We start from the raw sequence: 14618 nt of genomic DNA on the forward strand, positions 1-14618 counted from the left end.
TCAGGAAGCTGGAACCAGAAGTACGGCCAGCGCCAGCCCTGCGGCCACGATGACGGCCCAGGACACCAGGGAGGCAGCGGCTGCGCGTCCGCCGGTCCGGGCAAGGCTGCGCAGGTTCACCGAGGCTCCCAGGCCGAACAGCGCCGCGGCGAAGAGCAGCTCCTGCAGCAGCGCTGCAGCCTCCAGCAGGCTGCCGGGCAGGAGCCCGGTGGTGCGCAGGGCAACAGCGGCCACAAAACCGGCTACGAACAGAGGGACCAGGGGAGGGAACTTGCCGGGAGTGCTGCTTCCGGCCCGGCGTCGGTGCTGCAGCCCTGCCAGCGCACTGACGGGGGCAAGCATGAGCACCCGCACCAGCTTCACCACAACGGCAAGCGCCAAGGCGGCTGCGCCGCCGGTCTGGGCAGTGGCCACTACCTGTCCAACGTCGTGGACTGAAGCGCCGGACAGGAACCCGAAGCGTTCAGGCGAGAGGCCCAGCAGCACGCTCAGCAGGGGAAGCACAGCGATGGCAAGGGTTCCGCAGAGTGTCACCATGGCCGCCGGCACGGCGGTCTGCTCCGAGCGGATACCCCGGGCCGCAGCAACTGCACCAACCGCTGATACCCCGCAGATTGAAAACCCGGCGGCCACCAGGACCGGTTCCTCCCCGGGAAGCCGGAAGGCACGGCAGATAAGGTAGGTGGCCCCGAAGGAAAGACCAACCAGCACAATAATCAGTACGACGGTGAGCCAGCCCAGCCCGGCGATGTCCACCAGGGAGACCTTCAGCCCGAGCAGGACAATGCCCAGCCGCAGGAACCTTTTGGCGGAGAGTGCCAGGCCCGGACGCAGGGGGCCGGCTGCCAGGGCGGCCGTTCCCGGCACGTTCCCGACGGCGAGTCCCAGGATTACCGCCGCAGTCAGCACGGGCACAGCCGGGAACACCCGGTGCAGCAGCAGGCAGAGGACGACGGCGGCGGCCGCCGCGGCGAGGCCGGGAGCGTTGGCTCGGAGTGCGTTGGGCGCTGGCATCCTCCCACCTTGGCTGAGAAGCCTCCCGGGCGCCAACTCCGCCCTTCGCCGTTACCGCTCAGGCACCCCATTGGTAGACTGATCCGGATCAGTTCGCGAGCCGAGCACAGGGGCATCCCATGCAGCATGGCAGCAACTCCGGGCCCGGAACACCGGCGGCCGGCTCCTCACGTTCCCCGTCGGTTTTGCCGGTGACAGACCCATGGACCCGTTCAGGTCCTGAAGTGGCACAAGCACTGGAGACGGATCCGGCGTCCGGCCTCAGCGCCGCACAGGCAGCGCAGCGGCTTGAGCATTACGGAGCTAATCAGCTGGCCGGCCGGCCGCCCGTTCCGGGGTGGCGGAAGATCCTGGCCCTGCTCTCGGACCGGCTGATCCTCGTCCTCCTCGCGGCAGCGGTCCTGAGCGCCGTCGTCTCCCGCGAGCTTGAAACGCCGATCGTCATCCTTGCCGTGGTCATCCTGAACACCTGCCTGAACTATGTCCAGGAGCGGCGGGCGGAGAACAGCCTGGAGGCGCTCCGGCGGACGGACGTGGGAACCACACGGGTCCGCCGCGGCGGCAGTGTCTCCACGGTTCCACGCACAGAGCTGGTGCCGGGTGACATTGTGCTGCTGGAAGCGGGAGACTCGGTGCCGGCGGACGGCAGGCTGCTCGAAGCCGTCCGGCTGCAGGCCGCAGAGGCAGCGCTGACGGGGGAGTCGCAGCCTGTCAACAAGGATGCCGCCTCGCTGCAGGCCGCCGATGCGCCGGTCGCGGACCGGCACGGGATGCTCTACATGGGCACGGATATCAGCCGCGGCCGCGCGGTAATGGTGATTACGGGCACAGGCATGGACACCCAGATGGGCCGGATCGCCCACCTGCTCGGCAGCACCCAGGACGAGAAGACCACCCTCCAGCGCAGCATCGACCAGCTCGCCGCCCTGCTGACCTGGATCGCCCTGGGTGTCGTGGCACTGGTTTTTGTCCTCGGGCTGCTGCGCGGGGAGGACCTGAACACCCTGCTGCTGACCTCCGTGTCCCTCGCAGTGGCCACCATCCCGGAAGGCCTGACCGCCGTCGTCGCCTTCACCCTTGCCATGGGCGCCTCGCGGCTGGCAGCACGCGGAGCCATCATCAAGCAGCTCTCCGCAGTGGAGACCCTCGGGGGAACCTCCCAGATCTGCACGGACAAGACCGGCACGCTGACACTGAACGAAATGACCGCCCGCCGGATTCTCTCCGCCTCCGGCCGCAGGTTCCGTGTCACCGGCACCGGCTACGGGGTAGAGGGAAAGATCCTGAGTCCGGACGGCGGGGAAGTCCCCGCCCTCACTGAGGCCTACCTGGCCATGGTCCTGTGCAATGACGCATCGGTGGCCGACGGCGTGCTCAGCGGCGATCCGACCGAAGGCGCGCTGGTGGTGCTGGCCGAGAAGGCCGGAATAGACGCGGTTGAGGCGCGGGCGGAGCATCCCCGGATTGCCGAAGTCCCCTTCGACTCCGAATACAAGTACATGGCGACGTTCAATACGAACGAGCGCGTGCCGGACTCTCTTTGGTGCAATGTGAAGGGCGCCCCGGGCATCGTCCTGGACCTCTGCGGCCAGATAGCCGGGGAGAAAGGCCTGGAGCCGCTGACACCGGAACACCGCAAGCTGCTGCTGGCAGAGGTTGAATCCATCGCTGACGCAGGCCTGCGCACCCTCGCGGTGGCCGGGCGGCCCTTTGATGCTCTGCCGCCCACGGAACCGGAGCAGCTGCGCCGGGCTGTCTCCGGGCTGGTGCTGTACGCCGTCGTAGGCATCATGGACCCGCCGCGGAAGGAAGCACGCGAGGCGATCGAGGTTGCCCGTACTGCCGGAATCCGGGTGCACATGATCACCGGCGACCACCTTGTCACTGCCTCCGCCATCGCTAAGGACCTGGGCATTCCGGGCGAGGCGGCGGCCGGTTCCGCGCTGGACAAGCTCAGTGACGCCGAGCTGCAGGAACTGGCGCCGAAGGTAGGCGTGCTGGCCCGCGTCTCTCCGGAACACAAGCTGCGGGTGGTCGAGGCGCTGCAGGCTGACGGCTCCGTCGTGGCCATGACGGGCGACGGCGTCAACGATGCTCCGGCGCTGAAGCGGGCGGACATCGGAATCGCCATGGGCATTACCGGAACGGATGTGTCCAAGGGCGCCGCGCGGATGATCCTGACCGATGACAACTTCGCCACCATTGTGGCCGCCGTCCGGGAGGGCCGCGGCATTTACGCGAACATCCTGAAGTTCGTCCGGTTCCAGCTCACCACGGCTTGGGGATTTGTGCTGATCTTTCTTGCGGCTGCCACTTTCGGGTTTGCCGGCGGGGCCCCGTTCACGGCGATCCAGATCCTCTGGGTGAACATCATCATGGACGGTCCGCCGGCCCTGGCCCTGGGCGTTGATCCAACCGACCCGCGGGTGATGCAGCAGCCGCCGCGGAAACGCCGGGAGCCGCTGCTCACCGGACAGCGGCTGGCTGCCCTGTTCGTGGCCGGGGTGGTGATGGCGGCGGGTACCTGCTGGGTGCTGCTGCAGGCGCCGTCGCTCTTCCCGGAGTCAGCAGCGGCGAGCGGCAACTTCGCCACCACCATGGCTTTCACGACGTTCGTGTTTTACCAGGTCTTTAACCTGCTCAACGTCCGCAGCGAGACATCGTCAGTGTTCTCGCTGCAGACGTTCACCAACCGGGCCATCTGGTTCTCGCTGGGCGCTGTGGTGCTGCTGCAGGTGCTGGTGGTCCAGCTCGGTTTCTTCGAGGAACTCTTCGACACGGTTCCGCTCAGTTCCGACCAGTGGATGCTCTGCATCGGCGTGGCGGCAACCATCATCGTTGTCTCCGAGCTGAGCAAGGCTGTCGGAGCGCTACGCCGCCGGGCCGCTACCAGGGAGAAGGCCGGTAATCCTTGAGGAATACCCCGTGCAGATCCTCGCCGGCTTCACCCATCACGATCGGGTCGTAGACCCGGGCGGCACCGTCCACCAGGTCCAGGGGAGCGTGGAAGCCTTCTTCAGCCAGACGGACCTTGGTGGGGTGCGGGCGTTCGTCGGTGATCCAGCCGGTGTCCACCGCCGTCATCAGGATGCCGTCGGTTTCCAGCATTTCGCCAGCGCTGGTGCGGGTGAGCATGTTCAGCGAGGCCTTGGCCATATTGGTGTGCGGATGCCCCGGGCCCTTGTAGCGGCGGGCGAACTGACCCTCCATGGCGGAGACGTTCACGATGTACTTGCGCCGGGCCGGGGAGACGGCCATAGCCGGGCGGAGCCGGTTAACCAGCAGGAAGGGCGCCGTGACGTTGCACAGCTGCACTTCAAGCATTTCCAGCGGCTCCACCTGGTCCACTACCTGGGTCCAGGAGTTGATGGGTGCAGTGTCCGGCACCAGCCCGCCGGCGTCGATTGCCGTGCCGTCGCCCAGCTTGGCCAGAGACGATGATCCCGCCGTCAGCGCCAGGGACGTGACGGCGTCGCCCGCCAGGACCGGGTGCTCAGCGACCGATCCTGCCAGCGCAGTGGGATGGGCGTTGTAAGTGTTGCCGAAAGTCACCAGTTCAGGCATGAGCTTATTCGACGGCAGCTCTTCGAGCTCGGCGTCCATCAGCGGCTGGTAGGCATTCGAGCTGCGGCGCACGGTCTGGGCGGCGTTGTTGATGAGGATGTCCAGCGGACCGTCAGTGGCGACGGCGTCGGCCAGGGAGATCACCTGGGCCGGATCGCGCAGGTCGATGCCCACAATCTTGAGCCGGTGCAGCCAGTCCGCGGAGTCTTCCATGGCAGCGAAACGGCGTGCCGCGTCCTTGGGGAAGCGGGTGGTGATGGTGGTATGCGCGCCGTCGCGCAATAGCCGCAGCGCAATGTACATACCGATCTTGGCGCGGCCGCCGGTGAGCAGGGCACGCCGGCCGGTGAGATCCGTCCTGGCATCGCGCTTTGCATGGCTGAACGCGGCGCATTCCGGGCAGAGCTGATGGTAGAAGGCATCCACGAGCGTGTACGGCTGCTTGCAGATGTAGCAGTTCCTCGGCTTGAGCAGGGTGCCGGCGGAAGGACCGTGGGCTGAGCTGCGCAGCTGCGCGCCCCTGGTCTCATCATCGATCCGGTCCGGGGCGCCGGTGGCAGTGCGGGCCACAACGGCTCGGTCCGCTTCGGCCACGGCGTCGCGCTTGGCCACCTTGCGGTGCTTCTTGACTGCCTTGAACATTTTTGCCGTGGCCCGGCGGACGGCCACATGGTCCGGATGGTCCTCATCCAGGGCATGGATGGTGGAGAGGACCCGAAGGCAGGTGCTGAGATCTTCGGGGCTGAGGTCTGTGCTGCTCATCAATCACGTTTCTGCGGTGGGTCCGCCGGGAGTGTTCACGGCGGAGGGCAAACTGGTGCACCTTGACCTTACCGCCAACCCGCCCGCCGCCCGTTATCGGGCGGTCCGCGTCACGCCACCCGGACCGTCTGCCCCTTGCTCAGTACCGTCAGGCCCGACGCCGTCACCGTGTAGCCGCGCGCCAGGTCCAGTTCGCGGTCCACGCCTACCGTGGCGCCGGGCGGGATCTCGACGAACTTGTCCACGATCGCACGCTTGACCACGGCGCCTGCACCGACCCGCACGCCGTCCATGATCACGCTGTCAGTCACCGTGGCGCCGGCGTCGACATAGACGTCATGTCCCAGCACGGAGCCGCTGACCGTGCCGCCGGAAATCACGGCACCGTTGGCCACGATCGAATCAACAGCCGTGCCCGGGGCGGCGGAGGAATCCCGCACGAACTTGGCCGGCGGTGAAATGCTCTGCCGGGTGTAGATGGGCCACTGCAGGTTGTAGAGGTTGAAGGACGGCACGGGGGAGATCAGGTCCATGTGCGCGTCATAGTAGGAATCCAGCGTGCCAACGTCCCGCCAGTACCGCTGGTCACGTTCGGTGGCCCCGGGAATAATGTTCTCGGTAAAGTCATAGACGTTCGCTTCGCCGCGTTCCACGAACCAGGGGATGATGTCTCCGCCCATGTCGTGCTTGGTAATCAGGCGTTCAGCGTCGATGCGCAGTGCCTCCACCAGGGCGTCGGTGGTAAAGACGTAGTTGCCCATCGACGCCAGGAAACTCCCCGGATCATCCGGCAGGCCGGGAGTGCTAGAGGGCTTTTCAACAAACGCGGCAATCCGGCCCGGGTCGCCCGGATCCGTTTCAATCACGCCGAACTGATCAGCCATGGCCAGCGGCTGGCGGACGGCGGCAACACTGCACGGCGCTCCGGAGGCAATGTGCGCCTCCACCATCTGGGAAAAGTCCATCCGGTAGACGTGGTCCGCACCGATGACGACGACGATGTCCGGCCGGGCGTCGTCGATCAGGTTCATTGACTGGTACAGGGCGTTGGCGCTGCCCAGGAACCAGCTCTTGCCCACACGCTGCTGCGCGGGCACCGAGGCAACGTAGTTCTGCAGCTGGGTGGACAGGCGCCAGGTTTCGGAAATGTGCCGGTCGAGGCTGTGTGACTTGTACTGGGTCAGCACCACGATCTGCAGATACCCGGAGTTCACCAGGTTGGAAAGGGCAAAGTCGATCAGCCGGTACTTGCCGGCAAAGGGCACCGCGGGTTTGGCCCGGTCTGCGGTCAGCGGCATCAGCCGCTTACCCTCGCCCCCGGCGAGGACGACGGACAGGACTTTCTTCGGTGCCATGTGGGTGCTCCTGACTGTTCCCGGGAACCGGGAAAACGGTTAAGCCGTGCCTGATAAGGGAAGCGTGCTGACCAACACACTAGATCACTGCGGCTGATGTGCACTACGTTGAACAAGTGCGAGTAGATATCGTTTCCAAGGAATTTCCCCCGGACATCTACGGGGGAGCCGGTGTGCATGTCGCGGAACTGAGCCGTGTCCTGGCCAGCCGGGCTGACCTGCGGGTTCATTGTTTCGGCGCGCCGCGGGAGGCTGACTACCACGGCGCCCGGGTACAGGCCTACCCGGTTCCTGCCGAGCTGGCGGCCGCCAATCCCGCAGTGCAGACCCTCGGCACGGACCTGGACATGCTGCAGGGACTTGAAGGCACGGACCTGATCCATTCGCATACCTGGTATGCGAACATGGCCGGGCATCTCGGTTCGCTGCTTTACGGTGTGCCGCACGTGCTCAGCGCGCACAGCTTGGAGCCGCTGCGGCCGTGGAAGGCAGAGCAGCTCGGCGGCGGCTATGCGCTGTCCTCCTGGGTTGAAAAAACCGCGTACGACGCCGCGTCGGCCATCATTGCCGTCTCCGAGGGGATGCGGAAGGACATTCTGCGCTCCTATCCGGAGGTCACTCCGGGCAAGGTCCGTGTGGTGCATAACGGGATCGACACTGATGCCTGGCACCCGGACCGCGATCCGGACGGGGTGCGCGCGCTGGGCATCGATCCGGATGCACCGTCAGTGGTGTTCGTGGGGCGCAATACCCGCCAGAAAGGTGTGCCGTACCTGCTGCGCTCCGCCGCGCTGCTGCCGCCCGAAGTCCAGGTGGTCCTCTGCCTGGGTGCAGCGGATACCCCGGAGCTCGCCGCGGAGACCGCAGACCTGATCGCGGACCTGACCAGCACCCGCACCGGCGTCGTCGTCATTGAACGCATGCTGCCGCGCCCGGAACTGATCAAGGTGCTCAGTTCCGCCACCGTCTTCGCCTGCCCCTCCATCTACGAGCCGCTGGGCATCGTGAACCTGGAGGCCATGGCCTGCGGCACTGCAGTGGTGGCCAGTGCCACCGGCGGAATTCCGGAAGTGGTGGACGACGGCGTAACCGGCCTGCTGGTGCCGATCGAACAGCTTCAGGACGGCACAGGGACACCCCTGGATCCGGAAACCTTCGTCCGCGACTTTGCCGCCGCCCTGACCGTGCTCGTCACCGACCCGGACCGGGCACAGGAAATGGGGGAGGCCGGAAGGCGACGCGCCGCCGAGCATTTCTCCTGGGAGGCCATCGCCCAGGAAACCCTGCAGGTTTACCGCTCAGTTCTTCCCTAGCTGTCCCGGGTACGTCGAAGGGCCCGGCACCGGATTCAACCGGTGCCGGGCCCTTCAGCTCGACTGAGGTGCCTAGCCCTTGCCCTTGGCTGCCTGCTTGCGCCGCTGGATCAGGATCTTTTCATCCACCGGGGCAGCCCCGGAGGCACGGAGCATCCGCTGGTATTCCATGGATTCGTCCTGGCGCTTCTTTTCGGCGCCCGTGGCGACGGCGGCGCGCAGGTGCTCCGGTCCGTAGCCAAACGCGTTCACGAGGTCCATGGCGTGCGGGCGGATCTTGGCAAGCAGGCGGTTGATGTACTCGCCCAGGGTCCGGGCGCGCTGCGCCGAAAGCCGGCCGTGCATCAGGTACCACGCAAGGTTCTTTTCGATCAGGCCCAGGCCAAAGAGGTCACGCAGCCAGGTGACCACCTGGCGGGTTCCTTCGTCCTCGATCCGTTCCAGGCCGCGTGTGAAGGCTTCCCACTGCAGCAGCTCCGCGTGTGCACGGGCAGCTTCGATCAGGTCGTGCTGGTTCCGGTTGAACACTGCGGCGGCTTCGGCCTTGGGCAGCTTGCGTGCCTTCTGCAGCTCGCTGGCAACCTCGGCCACCATGGTGGCCACGCGGTCGGCCAGCAGGTCATGCTGGGTCCGGGGATCGCGGAGGGCCAGCGCGGACTTCTTTTCGGAGCCGGTGTCCGCCACGGTCTGCACAATCTGGCGCAGGCCGGAGCGGTGGAAGGTGCGTTCGGTGGCCTGTCCCACCACGTAGCGGGCCAGCACACCGAAGTCGGCTCCCTGGAACTCCTTGGCGTAGTCGGCCAGCAGCCGCTTCGCCACGAGCTGGAGGAGCACCGTGTTGTCACCTTCGAAGGTGACGTAGATGTCCAGGTCGGCCCGCAGTGCGGTGAGGCGGTTCTCGGCCAGGAAACCGGCGCCGCCGGTGGCCTCGCGGCATTCCTGGAGGGTGTCCAGGGCGTGCCAGGTGGAGAGCGACTTCAGCGCGGCGGCCAGTGTTTCAAGGTCCTGGCGGTTCTCATCGGTGTCATCGGCACCGGAGAACACGTCGTCGAACTTGGCCAGCAGCTCATCGTGGGCGAAGGATGCGGCGTACGTGGTGGCCAGCAGGGGCAGCAGCCGGCGCTGGTGCTGCTGGTAGTCCATCAGCACCTCCTCCACCGTGTCCGAAGCACCGTTGAACTGCCGGCGTTCGGTGGCGTACTTGATGGCGATGTTCAGGCCCAGCTTGGACGCAGCAACTGCGGCACCGTCCAGGGAAACCCGGCCCTGGACCAGGGTGCCGATCATGGTGAAGAAGCGGCGGCCCGGGCTCTCGATGGAGGAGGTGTAGGTGCCGTCCTCGGCCACGTCGCCGTAGCGGTTCAGGAGGTTGGTGCGGGGAATCCGGACGTTGGAGAAGTGCAGCCGGCCGTTGTCGATGCCGTTCAGGCCGCCCTTGACGCCGTCGTCCTCGCCGCCGACGCCGGGCAGGAACCCGTTTTCATCTCGCAGCGGAACGTAGAAGGCATGCACTCCGTGGTCCACGCCCTTGGTGATGAGGTGCGCAAAAACAACGGCGGCCTTGCCGTTCACGGCGGCGTTGCCGATGTAGTCCTTCCACGCGGCGCGGAACGGGGTGTTAATGATGAACTCCTGCGCCGCCTCGTCGTACTCGGCGGTGGTGGCAATGCTGGAGACATCCGAGCCGTGCCCGGTTTCCGTCATCGCGAAACAGCCCGGAATTTCGAGGCTCATAATGCCCGGGAGCCACTTCTCGTGGTGTTCCCGGTTACCCAGGTGCAGGACGGCGGAGCCGAACAGGCCCCACTGCACGCCGGCCTTGATCTGCAGTGAGGGATCGGCGACAACCAGTTCCTCGAACCCGGCGATGTTGCCGCCGTGGTTGTCCTGGCCGCCCACGTAGGAGGGGAACGCCCGGTGAACGGCATCGGCGTCCACCAGAACCTTGAGCTGATCCATTACCCGGAGGCGGTGCTCGGTGTGGGACAGGCCGGCGGGGGTGTGGAGTTCTTCCGTGCCGGCCAGCTTCCGCGCCTGGAGACGGATGTCCTGCCACTTGCCCAGCAGGGTGCGGCCGAGGGCATCAACATTAACTGTTGCCGAGTCGTCTTCGCGGATGACGGTGCTGGCGGGGAGCTGGCGCTGCGGGGTAGAGACTGATTGCGTCATTGCGTGTCCTTACTGGTCGGCGTTCGGCGCGGCGGGGGATTCTCCGCGGCTGCCGTGCGCAGGGGTGGGTTCAGGGGCTTCGGGGGTCGGGCGGCCGGGGGTGTCCCAGCCGATTCCGTCGAACAGCCAGGCAGTGAGCTGGTCCGTCATTTCGGCTTCCGAGGGGCGGTCCGGGGCGGGCGTCGCGAGCCAGCGTTCACCGGCTGCCCGCACCATGCCCAGTGCCGCGATGGGCCAGAAACCGGCGGCCGCCTGGCTCAGGGAGCCGGTTTCGTGGCCCTCCAGGTAGGCCCGCACGGCCCGGTCCATCATTTCGCTGATGTTGGCAAAGAAGTGGGACAGTGCGACGGCGACACCGGGCTCACTGATGCCCGGCGCCTCTCCGCCGGATCCGGTGACGAAGGCATACACGTTGGGGGAGGTCTGTGCCATCTGCAGATAGGCCGAGACCATGGCCCGGAGTCCGGAGCGCGGTGAGTCCGCGCTGCGGCCCGCGGCGAGGATCTTCTCCTGCATCTGGTTGATGACCACTTCACCCATGGCCTGCTGCAGCCCGGACTTGTCCCCGAAGTACCGGTAGTACACGGACTTGGAGGTGCCGGAGGCCGCAGCGATTTCTTCCATGGAAGCCTGCGCGCCAAGGGTATGGACGGCACGGCGTGCCGCTTTGATGAGCGCGCTGCGCCGCTCGATGCGGTGCGCTTCCCAGCGGACGGAACGGCCGTCCGGGGAGGGTGTGTCTTGTTTCACTGCGGTGTTCACGATACCCAGCGTATCAGGTACGGTGGGTTACAGTAATTCTTGTCACATATTGATACTCCAAGGAGATGCTCGAATGGCTGCACAACCCACGTCCGCGCCGGCACCGGCCACCGGCTCCGGACCCGCCGTCCGCAACGCCGTCGTCATTGGCGGCAACCGCATTCCCTTCGCACGCTCCGGCGGTGCCTACGCGCACAGCTCCAACCAGGACATGCTGACCGCCGCACTGGACGGGCTCGTAGCCCGGTTTGGACTGCAGGATGAGCGGATCGGCGCCGTTGCCGCCGGAGCCGTCCTGAAGCACTCCCGCGACTTCAACCTCACCCGCGAAGCAGTGCTGGGCTCCGCCCTCTCACCCGAGACTCCGGCCTATGACGTCCAGCAGGCCTGCGCCACCGGCCTTGAAACGGTGGTCTCGCTGGCCAACAAGATCAAGCTGGGACAGCTTGAATCGGGTATCGCCGGCGGAGTCGACTCCGCCTCCGACGCGCCCATTGCCGTCAGTGAAGGCCTGCGCCGGGCACTGCTGGATCTTTCCCGCGCACGGACCACGAAGCAGAAGCTCGCCGCCATCGCGAAGATCCGCCCCCGCGACCTCGCTCCAAACGCGCCCACCACCGGCGAGCCCCGCACCGGCCTGTCCATGGGAGAGCACCAGGCGCTAACCACCGCGCAGTGGAAGATCACCCGCGAAAGCCAGGACGAACTGGCCTACAACAGCCACCGCAATCTGGCCGCCGCCTATGACCGGGGATTCTTCGATGACCTGATCACCCCCTACCGCGGGCTGTCCCGCGACTCGAACCTGCGCGCAGACACCTCCTTGGAGAAGCTCGCAAAGCTCAAGCCGGTGTTCGGCCGCTCCCTGGGCGATGAAGCCACTATGACGGCCGGCAACTCCACTCCGCTGACCGACGGCGCTTCAGCGGTGCTGCTCGGCTCCGAGGACTACGCCCGGGAACACGATCTGCCCATGCTCGCGAACATCGTCGATGCCGAAGCCGGTGCGGTTGACTTTGTCCACGGCCGCGACGGACTGCTGATGGCTCCGGCCTTCGCCGTACCGCGCCTGCTGGCCCGCAACAACCTGACCTTCGCCGACTTCGACTTCTTCGAAATCCACGAAGCATTCGCCGGCACCGTGCTGAGCACCCTCGCCGCGTGGGAAGACGATGAGTTCTGCCGTACCCGCCTGGGTCTGGACGCACCGCTGGGCAGCATCGACCGCAGCAAGCTGAACGTCAACGGCTCCTCGCTGGCAGCCGGACACCCGTTCGCTGCAACCGGCGGCCGCATTGTTGCCTCACTGGCCAAGATGCTCGCGGAGAAGGGTTCGGGCCGGGGACTGATCTCGATCTGCGCCGCAGGCGGCCAGGGCCTCGTCGCGATTCTGGAGGCCCGCTAACCATGACGGATACCTACCTGACGCTCGTCAACTCCGGCATCACCAAAGAGATCGCCAAGAAGCTCGGCCTGCCCCGTCCGGCCGTACTGCGCCGCTTCGATCCGTCCAAGCCGCTGGTCCCGGGCCCGGTGCTGGTCCTGGGCAAGGGGGAAAGTGCGGATACCCTGGCGTCCCTGCTGCTCTCCTGGCAGCAGGATGTCCGCCGCCATGCAACCCCCAAGGAAAAGCTGGGCGCCATCCTGATGGTGCTCGATGAAGCCGCAAGCCCCGAAGACCTGGGCGCTGTGAGCCTGGACGCCGGTGCCAGCCTGCGTGACCTTGCCCCGGGCGGACGGGTGGTCACCGTGTCACGGCCCGCGTCCGAGGCCCAGGATCCCGCCGCTGCTGCCGCACGGCAGGGCGTGGACGGGACCCTGCGGTCCCTCGCCCACGAGCTGCGCGGCGGGGCGACCGCCAACGGGATTGTGCTGGCCAACGGAACGGATGCCTCGGCACCCTCCGTCGCTGCGGCACTGCATTTCCTGCTCTCGGGACGCAGCGCCTACGTCAGCGGCCAGTTCATCACCGTCGGCTCCGCTGCCGGTGTGCTGCCCCATGACTGGAACGCAACGCTGGCCGGCAAGACCGCCGTCGTCACCGGAGCCGCACGCGGCATCGGTGCCTCGATTGCCCGCGTGCTGCACCGGGAAGGCGCCAACGTCATTGTGGTGGACGTGCCGGCTGCCGGTGAGCAGCTGGCCGCCGTCGCGAATGAAATCCACGGCACCGCCCTGCAGGTGGACATCACCCGCGACGACGCCGCGGACCGGATCCTGGCCCACGCCGCCGAGCGCTACGGCAAACTGGACATCGTCATTCACAACGCCGGCATCACCCGGGACAAGCTCCTGGCCAACATGGATGCTTCCCGCTGGGACTCGGTAATCGCCGTGAACGTTGCCTCTCAGCTGCGGATGAACGCCCGTTTCCTGGAGTCGGAGACTTTCAGCCCGGACGGACGGATCGTCTCACTGGCTTCCACCAGCGGCATCGCCGGAAACCGCGGGCAGACCAACTACGCCGCATCGAAGGCAGGCATCATCGGCATGGTCCGTGCCACCGCACCGCTGCTGGCACCGCGCGGCGGATCCATCAACGCCGTCGCACCCGGGTTCATCGAGACCGACATGACGGCCCGGATGCCGGCACTGACCCGCCAGGTTGCCCGGCGGCTCTCCAGCCTGCAGCAGGGCGGCAAGCCGATCGACGTCGCAGAGACGATCGCGTTCCTGGCCTCCGATGCCGCAGCAGGTGTCAACGGACAGGTGCTGCGGGTCTGCGGACAGAATATGGTGGGGGCATGAGCGTCCAGGAACTCGAAGCCATCCCGGCACTCGGCCGCCTGTACCTCACCGCTGCCTCAAATGCAGCGCGCAGCCGCCTTTCCTCATCAACGGCTCCGAAGGAACTCCCGGCCGCCCGCCACACCGTGGCCCAGGCACGGGTAGACCTGGACAACCTCACCAATTTCCAGCGACTGGTGATGCACAGCGCGCAGGACACCCTGCCGTCGGGCTACGTGCATACGTTCGCGTTTCCCGTTGCTATGAGCGTCATGGCACGGCAAGACTTTCCGCTGCCCCTGCTGGGCCTGGTCCACCTGCGCAACGACGTCCAGCACCTGCGTCCGATCCACTACTCGGAGCCGCTTTCGGTCACGGCCTGGGCAGAGAACCTGGGCGGCCACCGGTCCGGAACCCAGGTTGAGCTGGTTGCCGGGGTCAGCTCCGGCGATGAACTGGTATGGACGGGACGGTCGGTCTATCTGGCCAAGGGTGTCTTCCTGCCCCGGTTCGACCGCCCGGCTTCCGCCGGGGAGCGGCCGGAGTTCGTGCCGCCCATTCCCACGGCGCAGTGGCGCCTGGGTCCGGACGCCGGCCGGAATTACGCCCGGGTCTCGGGAGATTTCAACCCCATCCACCTCAGCGCCCTTTCGGCCCGGGCCCTGGGCATGAAGCGTTCCATCGCCCACGGCATGTACATGGCCTCGCGGGTGGTGGGCGAGACGGGCCCGGCAATGCAGGAACCGTTCGAATGGAACATTGAGTTCGAATCACCGGTCTTCCTGCCGTCAACAGTGAGCGTCCGGATCTCGGAATCCGGCAGCCCGGGGGAGCGCGGTACCACCACGTTCGCCGGGTGGAACGAGCGCAGCCGGCGCCGGCATTTCACCGGCTGGGCGCGGCCGCTGGGTGCGGGGACAGAAACGGCCGGAGCCTAGGAGGGGCTGCTAAA

At 66.7% G+C, this 14618-nt stretch carries 10 protein-coding genes; 5 read left to right on the forward strand and 5 right to left on the reverse strand.

Going from position 1 to position 14618, the window contains the following annotated elements:
- Window positions 1-1014 (reverse strand): YeiH family protein, encoded by a 1014-nt coding sequence (locus ACWGQ2_RS07940; RefSeq protein WP_452016004.1) that lies wholly within the window; start codon window positions 1012-1014, stop codon window positions 1-3.
- Between the two features lie 119 nt (window positions 1015-1133).
- Between ACWGQ2_RS07940 and ACWGQ2_RS07945 the strand changes: the two genes are divergently transcribed.
- Window positions 1134-3929, forward strand: coding sequence for a cation-translocating P-type ATPase (locus ACWGQ2_RS07945; RefSeq protein ID WP_452016006.1), 2796 nt, complete (start codon window positions 1134-1136; stop codon window positions 3927-3929).
- Here the strand turns inward: ACWGQ2_RS07945 and ACWGQ2_RS07950 are convergent.
- Together ACWGQ2_RS07950 and glgC are read right to left on the reverse strand one after the other, a co-directional pair.
- Window positions 3901-5340, reverse strand: a complete 1440-nt coding sequence (locus tag ACWGQ2_RS07950) for an SDR family NAD(P)-dependent oxidoreductase (RefSeq protein ID WP_452016008.1) — start codon at window positions 5338-5340, stop codon at window positions 3901-3903. The genes ACWGQ2_RS07945 and ACWGQ2_RS07950 overlap by 29 nt on opposite strands.
- A 110-nt stretch (window positions 5341-5450) precedes the next feature.
- Window positions 5451-6695: a glucose-1-phosphate adenylyltransferase gene (glgC, locus tag ACWGQ2_RS07955; RefSeq protein WP_452016010.1), complete on the reverse strand. Its 1245-nt coding sequence runs from the start codon at window positions 6693-6695 to the stop codon at window positions 5451-5453.
- A 116-nt stretch (window positions 6696-6811) separates the two neighbouring features.
- Here glgC and glgA point away from each other — a divergent pair, with 116 nt between their 5' ends.
- Window positions 6812-8008: a glycogen synthase gene (glgA, locus tag ACWGQ2_RS07960; RefSeq protein ID WP_452016012.1), complete on the forward strand. Its 1197-nt coding sequence runs from the start codon at window positions 6812-6814 to the stop codon at window positions 8006-8008.
- A gap of 72 nt (window positions 8009-8080) precedes the next feature.
- Here glgA and ACWGQ2_RS07965 read toward each other — a convergent pair whose 3' ends face one another.
- Entirely contained in the window at window positions 8081-10177 is a 2097-nt protein-coding gene (locus ACWGQ2_RS07965; RefSeq protein WP_452016014.1) for an acyl-CoA dehydrogenase family protein, read from the reverse strand.
- A 9-nt stretch (window positions 10178-10186) separates the two neighbouring features.
- Window positions 10187-10939 (reverse strand): TetR/AcrR family transcriptional regulator, encoded by a 753-nt coding sequence (locus ACWGQ2_RS07970; protein ID WP_452016016.1) that lies wholly within the window; start codon window positions 10937-10939, stop codon window positions 10187-10189.
- Between the two features lie 73 nt (window positions 10940-11012).
- On the opposite strand from ACWGQ2_RS07970, the gene ACWGQ2_RS07975 reads away from it, so the two are divergent.
- From ACWGQ2_RS07975 to ACWGQ2_RS07985, 3 genes are read left to right on the forward strand one after another with little or no spacing between them, the layout of a single operon-like run.
- Window positions 11013-12344 carry an acetyl-CoA C-acetyltransferase gene (locus ACWGQ2_RS07975; protein ID WP_452016018.1) on the forward strand — a complete coding sequence of 444 codons (1332 nt, stop codon included), beginning with the start codon at window positions 11013-11015 and terminating at the stop codon, window positions 12342-12344.
- A 2-nt stretch (window positions 12345-12346) separates the two neighbouring features.
- The gene (locus ACWGQ2_RS07980) at window positions 12347-13687 is read left to right on the forward strand and encodes a 3-oxoacyl-ACP reductase (RefSeq protein WP_452016020.1); all 1341 of its coding nucleotides are present in this window, start codon (window positions 12347-12349) and stop codon (window positions 13685-13687) included.
- Entirely contained in the window at window positions 13684-14604 is a 921-nt protein-coding gene (locus tag ACWGQ2_RS07985) for a MaoC family dehydratase (protein ID WP_452016022.1), read from the forward strand. The genes ACWGQ2_RS07980 and ACWGQ2_RS07985 overlap by 4 nt, the downstream gene beginning before the upstream one ends.
- The last annotated feature ends 14 nt before the right edge of the window (window positions 14605-14618 follow it).

It is taken from the genome of Arthrobacter sp. NPDC055585 (assembly GCF_053619115.1).

Coding starts and splice junctions, on each gene's coding strand:
- ACWGQ2_RS07940 (WP_452016004.1), bottom strand. CDS start 1,014: ATGCCAGCGCCCAACGCACTCCGAGCCAACGCTCCCGGCCTCGCCGCG.
- ACWGQ2_RS07945 (WP_452016006.1), top strand. CDS start 1,134: ATGCAGCATGGCAGCAACTCCGGGCCCGGAACACCGGCGGCCGGCTCC.
- ACWGQ2_RS07950 (WP_452016008.1), bottom strand. CDS start 5,340: ATGAGCAGCACAGACCTCAGCCCCGAAGATCTCAGCACCTGCCTTCGG.
- glgC (WP_452016010.1), bottom strand. CDS start 6,695: ATGGCACCGAAGAAAGTCCTGTCCGTCGTCCTCGCCGGGGGCGAGGGT.
- ACWGQ2_RS07965 (WP_452016014.1), bottom strand. CDS start 10,177: ATGACGCAATCAGTCTCTACCCCGCAGCGCCAGCTCCCCGCCAGCACC.
- ACWGQ2_RS07975 (WP_452016018.1), top strand. CDS start 11,013: ATGGCTGCACAACCCACGTCCGCGCCGGCACCGGCCACCGGCTCCGGA.
- ACWGQ2_RS07980 (WP_452016020.1), top strand. CDS start 12,347: ATGACGGATACCTACCTGACGCTCGTCAACTCCGGCATCACCAAAGAG.
- ACWGQ2_RS07985 (WP_452016022.1), top strand. CDS start 13,684: ATGAGCGTCCAGGAACTCGAAGCCATCCCGGCACTCGGCCGCCTGTAC.